16 protein-coding genes are annotated in these 20,061 nt (G+C 74.0%); 6 read left to right on the plus strand and 10 right to left on the minus strand.

What is annotated here, in order from left to right; translation table 11 throughout:
* Positions 1-79: 79 nt before the first annotated feature.
* Positions 80-652 carry a cob(I)yrinic acid a,c-diamide adenosyltransferase gene (locus GCU69_RS26495; RefSeq protein ID WP_098753928.1) on the minus strand — a complete coding sequence of 191 codons (573 nt, stop codon included), beginning with the start codon at positions 650-652 and terminating at the stop codon, positions 80-82.
* 437 nt (positions 653-1,089) lie between these two features.
* On the opposite strand from GCU69_RS26495, the gene GCU69_RS26500 reads away from it, so the two are divergent.
* The 3 genes from GCU69_RS26500 to GCU69_RS26510 all read left to right on the plus strand — a co-directional run bounded on the left by GCU69_RS26500 (position 1,090) and on the right by GCU69_RS26510 (position 5,359).
* Positions 1,090-1,938: a 3-hydroxyacyl-CoA dehydrogenase family protein gene (locus GCU69_RS26500; protein ID WP_098753929.1), complete on the plus strand. Its 849-nt coding sequence runs from the start codon at positions 1,090-1,092 to the stop codon at positions 1,936-1,938.
* A gap of 136 nt (positions 1,939-2,074) precedes the next feature.
* Positions 2,075-2,398: an STAS domain-containing protein gene (locus tag GCU69_RS26505; protein ID WP_156207386.1), complete on the plus strand. Its 324-nt coding sequence runs from the start codon at positions 2,075-2,077 to the stop codon at positions 2,396-2,398.
* Positions 2,399-2,752: 354 nt separating this feature from the next.
* On the plus strand, positions 2,753-5,359 hold the full coding sequence (locus tag GCU69_RS26510; RefSeq protein WP_156207387.1) for an ATP-binding protein: 2,607 nt from the start codon (positions 2,753-2,755) through the stop codon (positions 5,357-5,359).
* Positions 5,360-5,863: 504 nt separating this feature from the next.
* On the opposite strand, the gene nucS is transcribed toward GCU69_RS26510, so the two are convergent.
* On the minus strand, positions 5,864-6,526 hold the full coding sequence (nucS, locus tag GCU69_RS26515; protein ID WP_098753931.1) for an endonuclease NucS: 663 nt from the start codon (positions 6,524-6,526) through the stop codon (positions 5,864-5,866).
* Between the two features lie 211 nt (positions 6,527-6,737).
* Here nucS and GCU69_RS26520 point away from each other — a divergent pair, with 211 nt between their 5' ends.
* On the plus strand, positions 6,738-7,130 hold the full coding sequence (locus GCU69_RS26520) for an SCO5389 family protein (RefSeq protein WP_098753932.1): 393 nt from the start codon (positions 6,738-6,740) through the stop codon (positions 7,128-7,130).
* Between the two features lie 106 nt (positions 7,131-7,236).
* Here GCU69_RS26520 and GCU69_RS26525 read toward each other — a convergent pair whose 3' ends face one another.
* Positions 7,237-8,265 (minus strand): LLM class flavin-dependent oxidoreductase, encoded by a 1,029-nt coding sequence (locus GCU69_RS26525; RefSeq protein WP_156207388.1) that lies wholly within the window; start codon positions 8,263-8,265, stop codon positions 7,237-7,239.
* A gap of 218 nt (positions 8,266-8,483) precedes the next feature.
* Between GCU69_RS26525 and GCU69_RS26530 the strand changes: the two genes are divergently transcribed.
* Complete coding sequence (locus GCU69_RS26530; RefSeq protein WP_098753934.1) at positions 8,484-8,813, plus strand: ATP/GTP-binding protein; 330 nt, start codon at positions 8,484-8,486, stop codon at positions 8,811-8,813.
* Between the two features lie 76 nt (positions 8,814-8,889).
* On the opposite strand, the gene GCU69_RS26535 is transcribed toward GCU69_RS26530, so the two are convergent.
* From GCU69_RS26535 to mce, 7 genes are all read right to left on the minus strand, one after another.
* Positions 8,890-9,897: an ABC transporter permease gene (locus tag GCU69_RS26535; protein WP_170315941.1), complete on the minus strand. Its 1,008-nt coding sequence runs from the start codon at positions 9,895-9,897 to the stop codon at positions 8,890-8,892.
* Positions 9,894-11,087 carry an ABC transporter ATP-binding protein gene (locus tag GCU69_RS26540; protein ID WP_156207389.1) on the minus strand — a complete coding sequence of 398 codons (1,194 nt, stop codon included), beginning with the start codon at positions 11,085-11,087 and terminating at the stop codon, positions 9,894-9,896. The genes GCU69_RS26535 and GCU69_RS26540 overlap by 4 nt, the downstream gene beginning before the upstream one ends.
* Positions 11,088-11,412: 325 nt before the next feature.
* Positions 11,413-12,183: an ABC transporter permease subunit gene (locus GCU69_RS26545; RefSeq protein ID WP_098753937.1), complete on the minus strand. Its 771-nt coding sequence runs from the start codon at positions 12,181-12,183 to the stop codon at positions 11,413-11,415.
* 4 nt (positions 12,184-12,187) lie between these two features.
* Positions 12,188-13,240, minus strand: a complete 1,053-nt coding sequence (locus tag GCU69_RS26550; RefSeq protein WP_156207390.1) for an ATP-binding cassette domain-containing protein — start codon at positions 13,238-13,240, stop codon at positions 12,188-12,190.
* 88 nt (positions 13,241-13,328) lie between these two features.
* The gene (locus tag GCU69_RS26555) at positions 13,329-14,264 is read right to left on the minus strand and encodes a coiled-coil domain-containing protein (RefSeq protein WP_098753939.1); all 936 of its coding nucleotides are present in this window, start codon (positions 14,262-14,264) and stop codon (positions 13,329-13,331) included.
* A 114-nt stretch (positions 14,265-14,378) separates the two neighbouring features.
* Positions 14,379-18,017 (minus strand): polarized growth protein Scy, encoded by a 3,639-nt coding sequence (scy, locus tag GCU69_RS26560; RefSeq protein WP_156207391.1) that lies wholly within the window; start codon positions 18,015-18,017, stop codon positions 14,379-14,381.
* Between the two features lie 288 nt (positions 18,018-18,305).
* Complete coding sequence (mce, locus tag GCU69_RS26565; RefSeq protein WP_098753941.1) at positions 18,306-18,758, minus strand: methylmalonyl-CoA epimerase; 453 nt, start codon at positions 18,756-18,758, stop codon at positions 18,306-18,308.
* Positions 18,759-18,922: 164 nt separating this feature from the next.
* Between mce and GCU69_RS26570 the strand changes: the two genes are divergently transcribed.
* On the plus strand, positions 18,923-20,061 hold a 1,139-nt coding region (locus tag GCU69_RS26570; protein ID WP_156207392.1), incomplete at its 3' end, for an acetyl-CoA C-acetyltransferase.

Consider the following 20,061-nt stretch of genomic DNA (forward strand, 5'->3'; position numbering starts at 1 on the left):
CGGGCCCTCGGCGCCCCGGACACCCGCCCGGCCGCCCGGTCCGGCGGGGGTCCGGCGGGCGCCCGCCCGTACGGACCCCTCAGCGCTCTCCGCCAGGCACCCACAGGACGTCGCCCAGCTCCTTGTTCGCGGTCCTGGCGAAGATGAACAGCAGGTCCGACAGCCGGTTCAGATAAGTCGCCGTCAGCGGGTTCATCACGTCGCCGTGCGTCTCCAGCGCGGCCCAGGTCGAGCGCTCCGCCCGCCGGACCACCGTGCACGCCTGGTGCAGCAGCGCCGCGCCCGGGGTGCCGCCCGGCAGGATGAAGCTGCGCAGCTTCTCCAGGTCCTCCAGGAAGCGGTCGCAGTCCGCCTCCAGCTTGTCGACATAGGCCTGCTCGACCCGCAGCGGCGGGTACTCCGGGTTCTCCACGACCGGGGTCGCGAGGTCGGCGCCAACGTCGAACAGGTCGTTCTGCACCCGGACGAGGACCTTGACGACCTCTTCGGGCAGCGAACCCAGCGCGATGGCGGTGCCGATGACGGCATTGGCCTCGTTGGCGTCGGCGTAGGCCGCGATCCGCAGATCGGTCTTCGCCGTACGGCTCATGTCGCCGAGCGCGGTGGTGCCGTCGTCGCCGGTACGGGTGTAGATGCGGGTGAGGTTGACCATGTGCCGAGCCTAGTGCCGCGTCATCCGCCGTTCACCCGGTCACGGCGCCCGGCGTCTCCCGCAGACCGCCCGCGCCGCTCCGGCCGGGAGCGCCCGCCCGCCGCACCGGCGGAAAGCCCAAGTGCGTCCGGTGCGAGGGCTTCCCGCCGGCACACCGGCAGCGCGTACCGGGCGCCGCACGGGCACACCCCGTCCTGCGCGGCGTCCTGCGCGGCGTCCTGCGCGGCACCGGCCACGCCCGGCGAGGCGCGGTGCGGCGCGGTGCGGTGCGGGGAAGCTGTGCCGTCCGTCACCAACGGGCCGCCGCCCGTGTGATGTCCGTCATGTGAGACGTGACGCGCATCTCTAACCCTCCACCTCGGGCCCCGCGGCCGCTATGGTCCGGCCCTAGAGACACAACCGCGGTCGCAAGTGCACAGGGCGTAAGGGGACAAGCAGTGGCCAGGAAGCTCGCCGTCATCGGTGCCGGACTCATGGGGTCCGGAATCGCCCAGGTCTCCGCCCGGGCGGGCTGGGACGTGGTCCTGCGGGATGTCACCGACGCCGCGCTGACCCGGGGCACCGACGGCATCAGGGCCTCCTACGACAAGTTCGTCGCCAAGGGCAAGCTGGAGGCCGCCGACGCGGAGGCGGCGCTGAAGCGCATCAGCACCACGACCGACCTCGGCGCGGCCGCGGACGCCGACGTCGTCGTCGAGGCGGTGTTCGAGCGCATCGACGTCAAGCAGGAGATCTTCCGGGAACTCGACCGCCTGGTGCGGGACGACGCGGTGCTCGCCTCGAACACCTCCGCCATCCCGATCACCAAGATCGCCGCGGTGACGGAGCATCCGGAGCGGGTCGTCGGCACCCACTTCTTCTCGCCGGTGCCGATGATGCAGCTGTGCGAGCTGGTGCGCGGCTACAAGACCAGCGACGAAACCCTGGCGAAGGCGCGGGAGTTCGCCGAGAGCACCGGCAAGACCTGCATCGTCGTCAACCGCGACGTCGCGGGCTTCGTGACGACCCGGCTCATCTCGGCGCTGGTCGTCGAGGCGGCGAAGCTGCACGAGTCCGGGGTGGCCTCGGCCGAGGACATCGACACCGCCTGCAAGCTGGGCTTCGGGCACGCCATGGGACCGCTGGCCACCGCGGACCTGACGGGCGTGGACATCCTGCTGCACGCGGCGGAGAACATCTACACGGAATCGCAGGACGAGAAGTTCGCGCCGCCGGAGGCCATGCGCCGCATGGTCGACGCCGGTGACATCGGACGCAAGAGCGGGCAGGGCTACTACACCTACTGACGCCGGTTCGCACCCCCGGGATCACCCGGAGGAGTGATTTCCGTATCGGTTCGCTTACAGGTGGCAACTTTGCCGCATGAGGGGCAGTCAGTTCTGTAGACGTTGACCAGGCATCGGCAACTTCCGGGGAGCGTATATGCACATCAGGGGCGACCACACCGAGCTGGTCGTCGGGGGCCGCCTCGACGTCCGGAGCGCGGCGGACGCCCGTACGGCCCTGCACACCGCCGTCGATACCGGAGGCGGCGACCTGGTCCTCGACCTCACCGAACTCGACTCCTGGGACGCCACCGGTCTCGGCGTCATCATGGGCGTGCACCGCCGGGCCGGCCGGGCCGGCCGGCGGCTCGTGCTGCGCGGGGTGCCGCCGCAGATGCAGCGTCTCCTCGTCGCCACCCGGCTGCACCGCATCCTCGCCATCGAGGGCGGCCTCGAGGCGGAGGCCCTGCCCCGCGTCTGAGCGGGCGCCGCCGCGCCCGCCGGGCCGGGGGAAGCCCTGCCCCGGCACCCCCGGCCGGGACGATCCGGGACCCCGGCCGGACGGCTTCCGGCCCCCGCCCGGAGGGCTCCGGCGCCCGCCGCCGCGGCGGGTGTCCGGTGATCCTGATGAAACCGTGACATCGCGGCCCGCGTCCGCCGTCTACTGTTTCCTGGAGACTGTGCCAAGGACTGGGGTTCGTCCGCCCGGTGCACCCAGCGGCCGTGCCGGACGGCGGAGCGAGGCAGCGGCCGGGAGCCCCGCCCGGCCCGGAGCCGGGACCGGCGGACAGGCCCGGACGGCACACCGCGAGCAGAGCATCTGGGGGCTTTCACCATGGACCCGCACAACCCCGGGCCGGACGAGCACGGCTGGGCCGACGAGTACACCGGCGGGTCCGCCGCCGGAGACCCCGCCGCGCACACCGCGGACGGCACCGGCGGCTCCACGCTCCCCAAGGGCGGCCGCACCGAACTCCCGGGCGGCAGCACGACCCCCGCCCCGGTGCGCACGGTCGACCTCGTCGCGGGCGAGTACCTGCTGACCGTGAACCCGCTGGACGGCAGCGAGGTCGAGGCCTGCCCGCCCGGCGCCCGACCCGGCCCGCCGCCGAAGCGCACCCCGCAGGAGCGCGACGCGCTCCGCCGCTCCGCCCTGCCGCCCGCCCCCTCCGCCCCCGTCGGCAACGAGCACCCGGTCCTGGAGCGCGACGAGGAACGCGAGCGGCTGAAGCGGCTGCTGGCCCGCGGGCGCTCCGTCCGGGTGACCGGACCTTCCGGCTCCGGCCGCAGCACCCTGCTGGATGCCGTGGCCGCGGACTGCGCCGGCCTCGCGCCCGACGGCGTCGTCCGGCTCTCCGGCATCAACCGCACCCCCTCCGAGCTGCTGTACGAGCTGTTCGCCACCGTCCACGACGCCCCGCTGCACCGCCCCGACCGCGCCGAACTGCTCGGCCACGTCCGGGAGATCGGCGCCGTCGTCGTGCTCGACGACGTGGAGTTCGGCGGCAGCGCCCTGGACGAACTGCTGGACGCCACACCCGAGTGCGCCTTCCTGGTCTCCGCCACCCCCGAGGTCTCCGCGCCGTCCCCCGACGCCCATCTGGAAGAGGTGTTCCTCGCCGGGCTCAGCCGCTCCGCCTGCTTCGAACTGCTGGCGCAGGTCGCGCACCGCGCCCTGGACGAGGACGAGGAGGCATGGGCGGGCGACCTCTGGTTCGAGTCCGAGGGCCTGCCGCTCCGCTTCGTGCAGGCCGGTGCCCTGCTCCGGCAGCGGGACGCCCTGCGCGCCGACCCGGCCGCCTTCGGCCCCGGGCACGCCGCGCCCGGCGACACCACGGCCGCGTCACCCGGGGCACCGGCGTACGGGCACGAGGAGCCGCAGGCCGGTGACGGGACCGCGCCGGACGTACCGCTGCCGACCCTCGCCGAGGCCGCCGCGCCCGCCGCGCTGCTCGCCTCCCGGATGAGCCGGTCCTCCCGTGACGCGCTGCGCTACGCCGTCGCCCTCGGCGGCGAATGCCCGCACCAGGCCCACCTTCCGGCGCTCACCGGTGACACCCACGCGGACGCCGCCGTGGGCGAACTGCTCGCCGGCGGCCTGCTCACCCCGGCCGGAGGGCGTTACCGGCTCGCCGCCGGTGTCGCGACGCAGTTGGAGAACGCCGGGTACGCCGAGGACTCCGCCGAGCGCGCCCACGCGGTCGCCCGGCACTACGCCTGGTGGGCCGGCCACTCCTCGGTCACCCCGGAGCGGGCCGCGAGCGAGGCGGACGCGATGCTCGCCGCCATGGCCGTCCTGGTCTCCGGCGAGGAGCCCGGGCAGCCGAGCACGGCCGTCCTGCTGGCCCGTACGGCCGCCCCGGCCTTCGCCGCGGCGCTGCACTGGGGCGCCTGGGAGCGGGCGCTGCGGCACGGCCAGGAAGCGGCCCGGATCGCCGGGGAGGTCGCCGAGGAGGCGTACTTCCACCACGAGCTCGGCGTGCTCGCGCTCTGCGCCGGCCATCTCGACCGGGCCCGCGCCGAACTCGACGCCTCGATAGGGCTCCGGGGTGTCCTCGCCGACCGCCGCGGGGCGGTCTCGGGCCGCCGGGCGCTCGCCCTGGTCGCGGACAAGGCGGGCGGCTACGTCCACGGCGAGGGCCGTACCGGCGCGGAAGCGACGGACGGGGGCGGCAGCGGCGGCCTCGCCGTGCCGACGGCCGTGTCCGCCGCGTTCGGCGGGCCGGAGGCCGACACCGGCCGGACGGTCACGGCCGCCACACCCGGCGGCACCGGCGCGTACCGGTCGGCCGCCGGGAACGAGCGGGACAAGGGGCTCGCCGGGCGGTTCGCCGTCTTTGCCGGGACCCGGCGCAACGTGCTCGCCGCGGGCGCGGGAGCGCTGCTGGTCGCGGTGCTCGGCACGGTCGTGACGCTCGGCGCCACCTCGGGCGGTGACGACGAGGGCCCGGGCCCGGTCACGTCCGAGCAGTCGGCGGGCGAGGACGCGAGCGACGACGGCTTCCCGGCGGACCGGCCCACCGACGACTCCACCAGCCGGCCCGGGCCCAGCGAGAGCGGCAGCGAGTCCGGCAGCCCCAGCGCGTCGGCCTCGCCCAGCGACGAGGAGAGCGGCTCGGAGTCCGGCGGACCGTCGGAGCCGGAGGACCCGGAGTCCTCGGAATCGGACGACACGGAGGAGCCGGGCGGCCCGGGCGGTGGCGGGCACGACCCGGACGAGCCGACGGACGAGCCGAGCGACCCGGACGAGCCGACCGACGAGCCGAGCGACCCCGACGAGCCGACGGACGAGCCGACCACGCCGACTCCGACGCCGAGCGACGAGGAGTCGACCTCGGCGAGCAGCACGGCGTCCGGCCCGCCGAGCGGTGCCGTCTCGGACAGCGCCGGGACCGGCCCGGCGGGCACGGCCCCGGCCGGGGAGACGACGCCCGTCATCTGAGGGCGGCCCGCCGGCCCGCTCAGCCCGCCGCCCCGCCGGGCGCCGCCGTCCCGTCCGGCAGAGCGGGCGGCCTGCTGTGCCGGAGGGCCCTCCGGTGCGTACCGGCAGGGCCCCGTCCGGCCCACGACGGGGCGCCGGGCTCGTATCCGACGGGGCGCCGCCCGGTCCGGGACGGGCCCGCCGCTCCCATGCCCGACGGGGCGCCGATCCGCACCCCTGCCCGCCGTCGGGCCCGGGGCCGTCGCCCGGCCCGTTCCCGACCGGCCGCCCCGGCGCATGTCCCGTCCGCGCCCGACGGCCGACGCCCGCCCGTTTTCGCGGAACGGGCGGGCGTCGGCCGTCGGACGGAGTACGCGAGCGGAGCGGCACGGTGGCGCGGAAGCGGAGCGGCCCGGGAGCGCGGTGAGCGGAGCGGCCCGGTGGCGCCGTGAGCCGAACAGCCCGGCGGCGGGAGCGCGGGGCGGTGAGCCGGGAGCGCGAGGCCGGAAGGGACCGGAGCGCGGGTCAGAACAGCCGGAGCTTGTCGTCCTCGATCCCGCGCAGGGCGTCGTAGTCCAGGACCGTGCAGCCTATGCCGCGGTCGGTGGCGAGCACCCGGGCCTGCGGCTTGATCTCCTGGGCGGCGAAGACTCCCTTGACCGGTGCCAGGTGCGGGTCCCGGTTGAGGAGTTCCAGATAGCGGGTGAGCTGCTCCACACCGTCGATCTCCCCGCGCCGCTTGATCTCGACGGCCACGGTCCCGCCGTCGGCGTCCCGGCAGAGGATGTCCACCGGCCCGATCGCGGTGGGGTATTCACGCCGAATCAGCGAATAGCCTTCGCCCAGTGTCTCGATCCGGTCGGCGAGCAGTTCTTGAAGGTGTGCTTCCACGCCATCCTTGATCAGGCCCGGGTCAACCCCGAGTTCGTGGGACGAGTCGTGGAGCACCTCCTCCATGGTGATGATGAGCTTCTCGCCCGCCTTGTTCACCACCGTCCACACGCCGTCGTCGTCCTCCTTGAGGGTGCACGGCGGAGACATCCAGTTGAGGGGTTTGTAGGCCCGGTCGTCCGCGTGTACGGAGACGCTGCCGTCGGCCTTGACCAGGATGAGGCGCGGGGCCGAGGGGAGATGGGCGGTGAGCCGGCCCGCGTAGTCCACGGAGCACCGGGCGATGACGAGACGCATGGTCGCTCACGCTATCCGACCCGGCGGGGTCAACGCGATTCGCCCTGGGATGGACCTGTTCGCCTACTGGCTGGTTGTCACCATTCTCCTGGTGTACCCGCTGTGACCGGCATACCGTGGATGCGGGATGTCGCGACCCGGGTACTCTGCGTCGCGATCCCGCTTCCCGCCCGTAAGGCCCCGTCCCCAAGGGGCCGCGAGAGGAGAACCCATGTCGCTCGACGTCTCACCGGCCCTGCTCGAGAAGGCCGAGCGAGGCGAGGTCGACGAAGCGGAATTCGTCGACTGCGTCCGGAACTCCCTGCCCTACGCATGGGAGATGGTCAGCTCGCTGGTGGCACAACTCGAGGTCGACGGCGGAGAGTTCGCCGACAACCAGGTGCCGCCGCCCGACGAACAGGCACGTGGGCAGCTGTTGCGCGCCCTCGCGAGCGATGCGATACGCGGGGCCCTGCAGCGGCACTTCGGCGTGCGGCTGGCGTTCCAGAACTGCCACCGGGTGGCGGTCTTCCCGCTCGACGCCTCGGCGGACGAGCGGCTCGCCCGCTTCACCTCCGCACGCGGACAGCTGCTCAACCAGTCTCCCGAGCTGCGGGACTGCTGAAGCCGGTGCCGACGCCGCCGCCCGGCTCCCGGGGAGGTGCTCAAGGCCGGGGCGGCGGCGCCCGCGCACGGTCGTGACGGGCTCCGGCGGCTGCCGCCGGGCCGGATCAGGCGAGGAGCGGCAGCACCTCGCCGCCCAGCCGCCGGACGTTCTCCTCGGTGGCCGCGAGATCGCCCGAGCCCTCGGTCAGCAGCGCGAACCGGCTGATGCCCGTGCGCTCGGCGGTCGCCGCGAGCCGGTCCGCGCACCACCGCGGCGGGCCGACGGGATGCAGCTCGCAGAGCAGCTCGGTGTACTCCTGCGGGTCGCGCATGCGGCGGGGCCTGCCGTCGACCGTGACGTGGGCTTCCAGCCCCTGGCGCAGCCAGCCGGGCATGGCCTTGACCAGCGCCTCCGCTGCTCCGGGCCGGGAGTCGCCGACCTGCGCGACTCCGGCCGAGACATGGCCGGCCGAGGCGATCTCCTCGGCCGGCCTGCCCGCCTCCCGGGCGCAGTCCGACCAGAAGGCCACCATCTCCGCCTTCTCCTCGTCGCCGCAGTGCATGCCGAGCAGCATCGGCAGGCCGCGCTCGGCGGCCAGCCGCACGCTGGTGCGCGAGGTGCAGGCGACGACCACCGGGGGGCCGTCCGGTGCGTCCAGCAACTCGTCGGGGCGGGGCACCACCGGGACCTCCCGGAAGGCGAACCGGTCCCCGTCGGCGGACACCCGCGGCTCGCGCAGCCAGCGGAGCAGCAGGTCCAGCGATTCCGGGAAACCGCGCTCGTACGCCGCCAGGCCGGTGCCGAAGACCTCCAGGTCCACCCACGGGCCGCCGCGGCCGACGCCGACCGTGAAGCGCCCGCCCGAGGTGAGGTGCAGCAGCGCCGCCTGCTCGCCGAGCGCCACCGGGTGCACGGTGGGCAGCACGCTGACGGCGGTGCCGACGGTGATCCGCCGGGTGCGGCCGAGGAGCAGCGCGGCGAGGGTGACGGCGGACGGGCAGACGCCGTACGGCACGAAGTGGTGCTCGGCGAGCCAGACCGATCCCAGGCCGGCCTCCTCGGCGGTCTCCGCGGTGCGCACCGCGCGGTGCAGCGCTTCCCCCTGGCCCTGGCCCGGGAACTGGGCGGCCAGTACAAAAGCTCCTACGTGCATCGCCTTCTGCCTCCTCGCGGCCGACGCGGGCGCCTCCCCAAACCGGCGCGCCTCCCCCCACAGGCAACAACGGCTGACACGTGCCAAGGGCACGGCCTCCGGCGGAAGTTCTGCGGATTATCGGGGAATCACGCGGAGCGGGTGAGCCCGTCCCCCGTGAGACCGGCGCGTAGGCTGTCCGCGGCAAGCAATCCACCGGACATTTCGCGAGGTGCCCCGTGTCTCCGCGTCGTAACCGCCCGCGCGGCGGCGGTCGTCACCCATCGCAGGACCGGGACGGGGACGGCGGAGACCGGTACGGGCTGGACCGCCGGGAGACCTGGCGCGGCGAGACGTGGGTGGTGCGGCAGATCGGCGGCGGCTCCGCGGCGAAGAACTACCGATGCCCGGGCTGCGACCAGGAGATCCCGCCCGGGGTGCCGCATGTCGTGGCCTGGGCGGAGCACGGCCCGGTCGACGACCGCCGGCACTGGCACCGGGCGTGCTGGAACGCGCGGGACCGCCGCACCACGCGGGTGCAGCGGTCCCGTAACGCGCCGCGGTACTGAGCCGGGGACGGCGGGGCGCCGGTCCGCCGGCGGCTCCCGGCGGACGCGCGGCGCGGCGCGCGCCGGGCCCCGGACCTCAGACGTCCCGTTGGTCCTGCACCGCCAGGGCGGCGATCAGCGCGGAGAGGGTGACACCGGCGAGCACCAGGAGCTGCTTCGTGCCGTCCTCGCCCGCGGACACCTGGTGGATGGTCATCAGCGAGTTGACGGCGTTGTAGTCCATCATCGTCTCCGCCAGCGGCTTCATGCTCTCCGAGATCATCAGCAGCGGCGCGACGATGGTCGGCAGCAGCACCAGGCCGAGCATGGCCGTGATGGCACCGGCGGAGTGCCGCAGCAGGCTGCCGATGGCGAGGCTGAGCAGTCCCAGCAGCGAGACGTACAGTCCGGCGCCGACCGTCACCCCGGCCCACTGCTCGCCGGTCGCCTCGGCGACCTCCGGGCCGCTGTGCACGCCCGAGGCCAGCAGCGCGGTCAGCGCGCACACCGCCGTCGTGACGGTGAAGGAGACCGTGATGAACACCATGGCCTTGGCGAGCAGCACGCGGTGCCGCTGCGGGGCGGCCGTGAAGGTGGTGCGGATCAGCCCCGTGCCGTACTCCGAGGTCACCACCAGCACGCCGAGCGTGATCACGCAGATCTGGCCGAGCATCAGCCCGAACAGGCCGTTGGTGACGGGGGAGGTGCCCCGGTAGTCGCTGCCGCTGGTGAAGCTCGTCACCAGGAAGCCGATGCCGAAGACCAGGAGAGCCATGATCGAGAGAGTCCACACGGTGGAGCGCACGGTACGGATCTTGGTCCACTCCGCGGCCAGCGCGTGCCCGAGGTGGGTGCGGCGCACCGGGATCGGCGAGACGTAACCGGGCCCGCCCGCGAAACCGCCGAACGGAGCGCCCTGCGGCGGTGCCTGAGGGGGAACCTGCTGTGCGGGCTGCTGTCCCGGGTGGCCCGGCTGTCCGGACGGGGGACCCGGCTGCGGACCCGGGCCCGGCTGCGCGGCGGGCGGCGGAACCGGCGGATGACCCTGCGGAGGGCCCTGCGGGGCGGCGGGAGCCTGCGGCTGCTGCTGGTAGGGGGTCGTCATCGGGCGTCCTCGTTGTCGCGGTCATCGCGGTGGTCGCGGTTGTCGGGCTGCGTCGCTTCGGGAGCGGAAGCGGGAACGGGAGCGGAGGCCGGGGCCGGGGCGGCGGCCGGCTGCGGAGGCCCGTACGGCGCCGCGTACGGGTTCTGCGGCTGCGGCTGCGGCGCGCCGGCCGGGACCGGCTGCCCCTGGTACGCGCCGGGCTGCGGTACGAAGCCGCCCTGCGGCCCCTGCCCGGCGGCGGCCGGCGGCCCGCCCTGCCAGCCGGCCCGCTGGTCCGCCGTCGAGCGGTAGTCCACGGCGCCCTGCGTCAGCTGCATGTACGCCTCCTCCAGCGACGCCTGGTGCGGGGACAGTTCCCACAGCCGTACGTCCGCCGCGTGCGCGACGTCGCTGATCCGCGGCAGCGGCAGCCCCGCCACCCGCAGCGCCCCGTCGGGCTCCGGCAGCACCTGGCCGCCGGCCTCGGCGAGCGCCGCCGTCAGCTTCTCCCGCAGGTTCGGCTCGTCGGGCGTGCGCACCCGGGCGAACCCGGCGGAGTTCCGCGCGATGAACTCGTTGACGCTCATGTCCGCCATGAGCTGGCCCCGGCCGATGACGATCAGGTGCTCGGCGGTCAGCGCCATCTCGCTCATCAGATGGCTGGAGACGAACACGGTCCGCCCCTCCGCCGCGAGCCCCTTCATCAGATTGCGAACCCAGAGGATGCCCTCCGGGTCCAGCCCGTTGACCGGCTCGTCGAAGAGCAGCACCTGGGGGTCGCCGAGGAGCGCCGCGGCGATGCCCAGGCGCTGGCCCATGCCCAGCGAGAAGCCCTTGGACCGCTTCCGGGCGACGTCGTGCAGCCCGACGACGCCGAGCACCTCGTCCACCCGGCGGGCGGGGATGCCGGACAACTGGGCGAGGGACAGCAGGTGGTTGCGGGCGCTGCGCCCGCCGTGCACCGCCTTGGCGTCCAGCAGGGCCCCCACCTGGCGGGGCGCGTTCGGCGTCTGCCGGAACGGCTGCCCGCCGACGGTCACCGTGCCGCCGGTCGGCCGGTCGAGTCCCAGGATCATCCGCATCGTGGTCGACTTGCCCGAGCCGTTGGGCCCGAGAAAGCCGGTCACGGTGCCCGGACGCACCTGGAACGACAAGTTGTACACGGCCGTCTTGGCGCCGTAGCGCTTCGTCAGGCCGACTGCCTCGATCATTGCTGCTCCGCCCCTTGCCGCTTTCGCTCGGGGGCCGCGGTCGTCCGATGGGCGTGCCCCCTTGAGGGGGAGAGGCTACCGGCGCGTTGACGGTTCTCCTCAATCGCGGGTGCGCGGGGCGTGTGACGGTGCGGCCCCACGGCCCGTCCCGGTCGGCCCGCTCCGGCCCGCCGCCGCGCCTCGCTCCGGTCACCCGGCCGACGGCGTGGCCGCGCCGCCACGCCTCGCTCCGGTCACCCGGCCGACGGCGTTGCCGCGCCCCGCCCGGGCGTCCGGTCCGCCACGCCCTGTCCGGGCGTCCGTCCGTCGCGCCGCCGCGCCCGCCTCAGGCGTCCCGTCTGCGCAGCAGCAGGAAGCCGCCCGCCAGCGCGGCGAGGACCCACAGCGCCATGATGCCGAGCCCGGCCCACGGGCCGTACGGAGCGCCGCCGTCCGCCGGGGTCACCACCTGCATGATCTTGCTGCCGGCCTGGTCGGGCAGGTACCGGCCGATCTTCTCGGTGGCCGGGACGTTGCCGAGGATGTTGGACACGAGGAAGAAGAACGGCATCAGGATGCCCAGGGACAGCGTCGGGCTGCGCAGCATCGCCGCGACGCCCATCGAGAACATCGTGATGAGCGTCATGTAGAGACCGGCGCCGGTCACCGCGCGCAGCACACCGGGATCGCCCAGCTCCGCCCCGCGGCCGCCCAGCAGCGCCTGGCCGAGGAAGAAGGTGACGAAGCTCGTCGCCATCCCGACGACCAGCGCGAGCGCGGTGGCGACGCCGACCTTGCAGAACAGGAAGGTGCCGCGCTGCGGTACGGCCGCGAGCGAGGCCCGGATCATGCCGCTGCTGTACTCGTTCGAGACGACCAGCACCCCGAAGACGATCATCGCGAGCTGGCCCAGTCCGGTTCCCGCGAAGCTCACGAACGTCGGGTCGAAGGAGATCTGCTCCTGCCGGGGCATCTGGTCGAACTGGCTCTTGGTCAGCGCGCTGATCAGCGCGCCGAGCGCGATGGTCGTGACCGCCGCCAGGCCCAGGGTCCACACCGTCGACCGGACCGATTTGATCTTCGTCCACTCCGAGCGGAGCACTCGCGTCGCCGCCATCGCTTCAGGCTCCCTGGTCGGGGTCGGTCACGTCGTTCCGGTGTTTCCCCCGCCGCCGTTTGCCGCGCCCGCCGCCGGGCGCCTGCCGGCCCGCGCCCCAGCCGTCACCGCCGGGCTGCGCCGGTGCGCCGCCGGGTGCGGTGCCCCGCGCCTCGCTGTGCGCGTGGTACTCCACCGCTCCCGCGGTCAGCTGCATGAAGGCCTCCTCCAGCGACGCCTGCCGCGGGCTCAGCTCGTGCAGGGCCAGTCCGTTCGCGGCGGCCAGCTCGCCGATCACCGCCGCGTCGCCGCCGTCGACCTCCAGCGCGCCGTCCGCTCGCGGCACGACCGTCATGCCGGCGCCGTGCAGCAGGTCCCGCAGCCGCTCCGGCTCGGGGGATCGCAGTGTCACGTACGACCGCGAGTTCTCCGCGATGAACGCCGACATCGAGGTGTCGGCGAGCAGCTTGCCCTGGCCGATCACCACCAGATGGCCGGCGGTCAGCGCCATCTCGCTCATCAGATGGCTGGAGACGAACACCGTGCGGCCCTCGGCGGCCAGACGCTGCATCAGCGTACGGATCCAGTGGATGCCCTCGGGGTCGAGGCCGTTGACGGGCTCGTCGAACATCAGGATCCGCGGGTCGCCCAGCAGGGCCGCGGCGATGCCGAGGCGCTGCCCCATGCCGAGCGAGAAGCCCTTGGAGCGCTTCCGGGCGACGGCGGACAGGCCGACCGTCTCCAGCACCTGGTCGACCCGGCGGCTGGGGATGCCGTTGCTCTGCGCGAGGCACAGCAGGTGGTTGTAGGCACTGCGGCCGCCGTGCACGGCCTTCGCCTCCAGCAGCGCGCCGATGGAGGTGAGCGGGTCGCGCAGCTGGGCGTAGTGCTTGCCGTCGATCCGGACGTCACCGGCGGTGGGCCGGTCCAGGCCGAGCATCATCCGCATCGTGGTCGACTTGCCCGCGCCGTTCGGGCCCAGGAAGCCGGTGACCACTCCCGGGCGCACGGTGAACGTCAGGCCGTCCACGGCGAGCTTGTCGCCGTAACGCTTGGTCAGCCCCTCCAGCTCGATCATGCCGCCACGCTAGAACAGCCGCGGCGTTCCCCGCCACCCGAGGGNNNNAACGCCGCGGCGAAGCCGTGGGAACGGCGGGGGCCGGGTGTCAGCGGCTCTGCTGCGCCGGGACGCCGGCTCCGGCCGACTCGTCCTCCGGCGTACCGGCCGCGGCGACGGCCGCGCCCGTGAGCGTCGCCAGCATCTCGCGGACGTTGGTCAGCTGGGCGTTGATGCTGTCGCGGCGGTTGGTGAGCGCCGCCAGCTCGCGCTCGGACTCGCTGCGGATCCGGTCGGCCTTGGCGTTGGCGTCGGCCACGATGTCCTCGGCCTGGCGCTGCGCCGTCTCGACGGTCTGGCGGGCCCGGCGCTCCGCGTCCGTGCGCAGCTTCTCGGCCTCCAGCCGGAGCTGCTCGGCGCGGTGCTCGATCTCCGCGAGCCGCTTCTCGGCCTTCGCCTGACGCGACGCCAGGTCGCGCTCGGACTGCTCGCGGCGCTTGGCCAGATTCGTCTCGAAGTCGGCGGCGGCCTGGGCGGCCTTGGCGCGGGTCTCCTCGAAGAGCGAGTCCGCTTCCTCACGCTTGGACTGGGCGTCCTTCTGGGCGTCGGCGCGCAGCACGGAGGCCTCGCCCTTGGCCTTCTCGACGATGCGGGCGCCCTCGTCCTCCGCCTTCTGCTTGCGCTCGGTGGCGTACGTCTCGGCGTCGTTGCGCACCTGCTGGGCGGCGGACTCGGCGAGGTCCCGGTGCTGCTCGGCGGCGCGGCGGGCCTCCTCGCGCAGGTCCTTGGCCTCTTCCTCGGCCAGCCGGAGGATCTTCTCGACCCGGGCACCGAGCCCCGCGTAGGACGGCTCCGCGTCGTTGACCTGTGCCTGGGCGTTCTGCGTCTCGAGGTGAAGCTCCTCGATGCGCTTTTCCAGAGAGGTGATGCGGGACAGCGCGCTGTCCCGGTCGGCGACGAGCTTGGTGATGCGGTCATCCACCTGACCGCGGTCGTATCCACGCCGCACGAGCTCGAAGCCGAAGGGGGAGGAAGTGTCGCTCATGGGGTTCCTGTCGAAAGAGACCGGTGAGGTGATAGAGGGAATCCTAGGGGCCAGTACGGCGTGTCATCGAGTCAATCTCCGTTTGATGTGGAGAATGAGACTCCTTTCGAGTGGCTAACCGTCGGACTGCTTGCCACTCGAACGAGTGGTACCCGCGCCCGCGCCTGCTTTGACCCCGTTGGACGCGCCCCCCGCGCCCCCCTGTTTGCCGACGGCACCCGGCGTCTCGAAGGACTCCAGCGCCTCCAGCACGTCCTGCACCCGCGAGATCTCTGCGTTGATGTCCTCGCGGCGGCGGACCAGCACCTCCAGCTCGCGCTTGCCCTCGTCGACGATCCGCTTCGCCTCGGCCTCCGCCTCGGCGCGCAGCTCCTCCGCCTCGCGCTCGGCCTCCGCCTTCTTCTGCCCGGCCTCCTTGAGCAGCCCCTCGGCCTTCTTCACCGCGGCGATACGGATCTTGCCGGCCTCGCCGTCGGCGTCCGCGACCAGCTTCCTGGCCTTCTCCTGGGCCTTCTCCACCTGCTCGCTCGCGGCCTTGACGAGCTTGTCGACCCGCTCGCCCGCGGCCCGCATGGCCTCCGACGACTCGCGCCGGGCCCGCTCGTGCAACTCCTCGACCTCGGCGTCCGTACGGGCGCGCAGCTCCTCCGCGCGCTCCCGGATCGCCGTCGCGTCCCGGCGCGCCTCGCCCAGCATCGTGTCCGCGTCCGTACGGGACCGCTCGACCATGCCGTTGCCCTCGTTGGTGGCCTCGGTGACGATGCGTTCGGCCTCCTTGCGGGCGGCGCCCACCATGGCGTCCGCCTGCTCCTCGGCCTCCGTCGCGGCGCGCAGCGCCTCCTCCTGGGCCTTCGCGATCAGCTGGTCCGCCTGCTCGGCCGCGTCCCCGCGGCGCTTGGCCGCCGCCTTGCGGGCCTCGTCCAGCAGCTGGTCCGCCTCCGCCTGCGCCTCGGTGCGCAGCCGCTCGGCCGCCGACTCCGCCTCCGCCTTGACCCGGTCCGCCTCGGCACGGGTGCGCGCCGCGTGCTGCTGCGCGGAGGTGACGGTCTCCGACGCCTCCCGGCGCAGCCGGTCGGACTCCTCGGTGGCCTCGGTGAGCAGCCGGTCGGCCTGCGAAGCGGCGTTCGCCCGCCGCTGGTTGGCCTCCTCCCGGGACTCGGACCGGAGCCGCTCGGCCTCCTCGATCGCCTCGGAGATCGTGCGGTCCGCCATCGCCTTGGCGGACTCCGCCTCCTCCCGGGCCTCGTTCCGCAGCCGGCCCGCGTCCTCGGACGCGCGCTCCCGCTCGGCGTACGCGTCGGCGCGGACCCGGTCGGCCTCCGCCTGCGCCTCCTCGCGGGTGCGCTGCGCCGCGTGCTCGGCCGCCGACCGCAGACCGGTGATCTCCTCCTCGGCCTGCTCGTGCAGCCCGGCCACCGCGTCCCGGACCTGCTGCGCGGTCTGCTCCGCGGCGCCCACCAGCTCGGCGGACCGCCGCTCGGCCTCCTCGACCAGCCGCTGCGCCTCGGTCTGCGCCTCCTCGACCCGCTTACGGGCCGAGGCCAGCAGCTCCTCGGACTGCTCCCGGGCCCGGCGGCGCTCCTGGTCCGCCTCCTCCCGGGCGTCGCCGAGCAGCTGCTCGGCCTCCCGGCGGCGGCGTGCCGCCTCCTCCTGAGCGGCGCTCAGCGCCTCCGCGGCCTCCGCGCCGGTGCGCTCCGCGGCCGCGGCCGCCTCGGCCCGCAGCCGGTCCGCGGTCTCCTGCGCCTGGGCCCGCAGCTCCTCGGCCTCCGCGGCCGCCTCGCTCCGCAGCCGTACGGCGACGGACTCGCCCTCGGCGCGGGAGTTGGCCGCGTCCGTGGCCGCCTCGGTGCGCAGCCGCTCGGCCTCCTCCTCGGCCTGCTGCTGAAGGGACCGCAGCCGCTCGGCGCCCTCGGCGCGCAGCCGCTCCGCCTCCTCGGCCGCCTCCCGGCGCAGCCGCTCGGCCTCGGCACGGGCCTCGCTCAGCGCCGTCTCCGCCGCCGTGACCCGCTCCTCGGCCTCGGTGTGCAGCCGGGTCAGCTCCTCGGCGGCCTCGGCCCGGCGGTCGCGGGCGGCCTGCTCGGCCTCCTCGCGCAGCTGCGTGGCCTCCTCGACGGCCTGGTCCGCGGTCTTCCGCGCCTGGGCCACGGCCTCGTCCCGCAGTTCCTCGGCCTCCGCCCGGGCCCGCTCGAGGGCCTCCTCGGCCTGCCGGCGCAGCGTGGACGCGCGCTCGATGGCCTCGGTGCGGATCCGCTCGCTGTCGGCCGTGGCGGCGGTGCGCTGCTCCTCGGCGTCCGCCTTGGACTCGGCCAGCAGCTCCTCGGCCTTCTTCGCGGCCTCCTCGATCTGCTGGACCGCCTCGCGGCGTGCCTCGCCCCGGAGCCGTTCGCCCTCCGCGACGGCGTCGGCGCGCAGCTGCTCCGCCTCGGTGCGCAGCCGCCGCGCCTCCTCCTGCAGCTCGACGGTCTTGGCCCGGTACTCCTTGGTGTCGTCCTTCGCCGCGCCCTTGACCTGCTCGGCCGCGTCGGCGGCCTCGCTGCGCAGCCGGTCGGCCTCCGCCTCGGCCTCGCGGCGGATCCGCTCGGCCTCCTCGGTCGCGGCCCGGGTGGTGGCCTTGGCGTCCTCCGAGGCCTTCGTCAGCACCTCCTCGGCGCTGCGGGCGGCCTTCGCCAGCTGGGCCGCCGAGTCCTCGGCGACCTGCGAGCGGGCGGTCTCCTGGGCCTCCGCGATCAGCCGCTCGGCCTCCGCGGCGGCGTCGGTGCGCAGCTGCTCGGCCTCGGCCTTGAGCGCCTCGGACTCCTTGGTGGCCTCGCTCACCAGCCGGGCGACTTCCGCCTTGGCGGTGCTCAGCCGCTGCTCGTTCACCGACTCGGCGCTGCTCAGCTGCTTGCTGGCGGCGGCCTCCGCCTCCTCGCGCAGCCGGTCGGCCTCGGCGCGCGCCTCGCGCAGCGCCTCCTCGGCCTCCTTCATCCGCTGCTCGGCGGCGCGGGTCAGCTCGGCCGCCGTGCGGCGGGCCTCCTCGGACTCGCCCGCCGTGGACGTACGGAGCTGTTCGGCGTGGTCGGTGGCCTCCTGGGCCTGGTTGGACGCGGCGGTCAGCAGCCGCTCGGCGTCCGTGCGGGCGCGGCGCAGGATCGCCTCGGCCTCGGCGCGCGCCGACTCGGCCTCGCTGCCGAGCCGCTCCCGGGCCTGCTCGACCAGGCGGTGCGCCTCGGTGCGGGCGGCGGCCAGGGCCTGCTCGGCCTCGGCCCGGGACTCGTCCATCAGCCGGCGGGCCTGGGCCTCGCTGCGGGCGCGCAGCTGCTCCGCCCAGGCGACGTTCTCGTTGACGTGCGACTCGACGGTGCGGCGGCGCTCGGCCAGCTCCTCGTCCAGCCGGCGGCGGCGCTCGACCGCCTCGCTGTGCAGCTCGGCCTCCAGCCGGGCCTGCCGCTCGGCCTGCTCCTGGAGCAGCCGCTGGGTCTGCGCCCGGGCCTCCCGCAGCTCGCGTTCGGCGTCGGTGCGCAGCTGGTCGGCCTGGATCTGGGCGTTGCGCAGCAACTGCTCGGCCTGATAGCCGATGTCGGCCGAGTCGTAGGCGGGACGGGACATGATGGTGCGGCGCGCCTCGTGCAGCTTGGCGCGCAACACCTCGACCTGGTAGCCGAGGTCGTCGGCGTGCTGGACGGCCTTCTCCCGCTCGGTCTTCAGCCGCTCCATCTCGGCTTCGAACTTCGAGAGGTGGTCGTCAGCCTCGTAGCGGTCGTAGCCCCGCACTCCGCGGTCCATCCGTCCCTGGTCGCGTCGACACCGGCGCCGCCCTGCCCGTTCCAGGCGCCGGTCCGGTCTCCGGTCGGCACTGTGCCTTTCCGAGGAAAGGTACGTTCCGGAGGAAGGATGCCTTCAACGAAAGAAGGGTTGCCTTCCGCAGAACGGTGCCTTCCGGAGAATGGTGTCAGATCATCGGCGGCGCATGGGGCACAGCCGTGAACCGCCGCTGAACCCACACCCCGGCCGAACCGTCACTCTACCGGCCAGAAGGACGTAAGGTCAGTGCGCGTCAGGTCAGTGGCCGCCGCCGTCCCCGGAGTCCTCCCGGCCGCGGGCGGTGACGAGTTCGGTGAGCACCCCGTGACAGTCCTTGGGATGCAGGAAGGTGATCCGGGAGCCCATGGAGCCCGTACGCGGCTCGTCGTAGAGGACGCGGACCCCCTTGTCCCGGATGTCCGCCGCGTCCGTGTCCACGTCCGCGGTGCCGAAGGCGATGTGGTGCACGCCCTCGCCGTTCTTCGCCAGCCACTTGGCGACGGTCGAGTCCTCCCGGACGGGCTCCAGCAGCTGGAGGTACGAGGCGCCGCCGTCCGGGGTTTCGTTGATCTTCAGCATGGCCTCGCGCACCCCCTGCTCCTCGTTGATCTCCGTATGGAACACCTCGAAGCCGTACGTGGCACGGTAGAACTCGACAGTCCTGTCGAGGTCGAAGCAGGCGATTCCGATGTGGTCGATGCGCGTCAGCATGGGACCAGTGCACCGCCCGCACGGGCGGTTACGCAACGTGCGCGCGATCACACCCGCGGACCGGTGACCCGCGGCGTACCGCTCAGTACATTGACGAAAACCCTCGTTAACATTCCTTCCTCCGAAGGGGCCGCACCATGACTGCCACGACCGGTACCACCTCAGTGATCGTCGCCGGGGCCCGTACGCCCATGGGACGTCTGCTCGGCTCCCTCCGCAGCTTCTCCGGGGCGGACCTCGGGGGTGTGGCCGTCAAGGCCGCCCTCGACCGGGCCGGGATCGGCGGCGACCAGGTGCAGTACGTGATCATGGGGCAGGTGCTCCAGGCGGGTGCCGGGCAGATCCCCGCCCGGCAGGCGGCCGTCAAGGCCGGCATCCCGATGAACGTGCCCGCGCTGACCGTCAACAAGGTCTGCCTCTCCGGCCTCGACGCGATCGCCCTGGCGGACCAGCTCATCCGGGCCGGCGAGTTCGACGTGATCGTCGCCGGCGGCCAGGAGTCCATGACCAACGCCCCGCACCTGCTGCCCAAGTCCCGCGAGGGCTTCAAGTACGGCGCGGTGGAGATGCTCGACGCCATGGCGCACGACGGGCTGACCGACTCCTTCGAGAACGTCGCCATGGGCGAGTCCACCGAGAAGCACAACACCCGGCTGGGCATCGGCCGCGCCGAGCAGGACGAGATCGCCGCCGCCTCCCACCAGCGGGCCGCCGCCGCCCGGAAGAACGGCCTCTTCGACGCCGAGATCACCCCGGTGGAGATCCCGCAGCGCAAGGGCGACCCGGTGCTGTTCTCCCAGGACGAGGGCATCCGAGCCGAGACCACCGTCGAGTCGCTCGGCAGGCTGCGGCCCGCGTTCGCCAAGGACGGCACCATCACCGCCGGCACGGCCTCGCAGATCTCCGACGGCGCCGCCGCCGTCGTCGTGATGAGCAGGGCGAAGGCCGAGGAACTGGGCCTGGAGTGGATCGCCGAGATCGGCGCCCACGGCAACGTCGCCGGACCGGACAACTCCCTCCAGTCGCAGCCCTCCAACGCGATCCGGCACGCGCTGGGCAAGGAAGGGCTCCAGGTCGGCGACCTCGACCTGATCGAGATCAACGAGGCCTTCGCCGCGGTCGCCGTGCAGTCCATGAAGGACCTCGGCGTCTCCCCGGAAAAGGTGAACGTCAACGGCGGCGCCATCGCCCTCGGTCACCCGATCGGCATGTCCGGCGCCCGTATCGTGCTGCACCTGGCGCTGGAGCTGAGGCGGCGCGGCGGCGGCACCGGTGCCGCGGCGCTGTGCGGCGGGGGCGGGCA

Source organism: Streptomyces lycii (genome assembly GCF_009735685.1).
GTDB lineage: Bacteria > Actinomycetota > Actinomycetes > Streptomycetales > Streptomycetaceae > Streptomyces > Streptomyces lycii.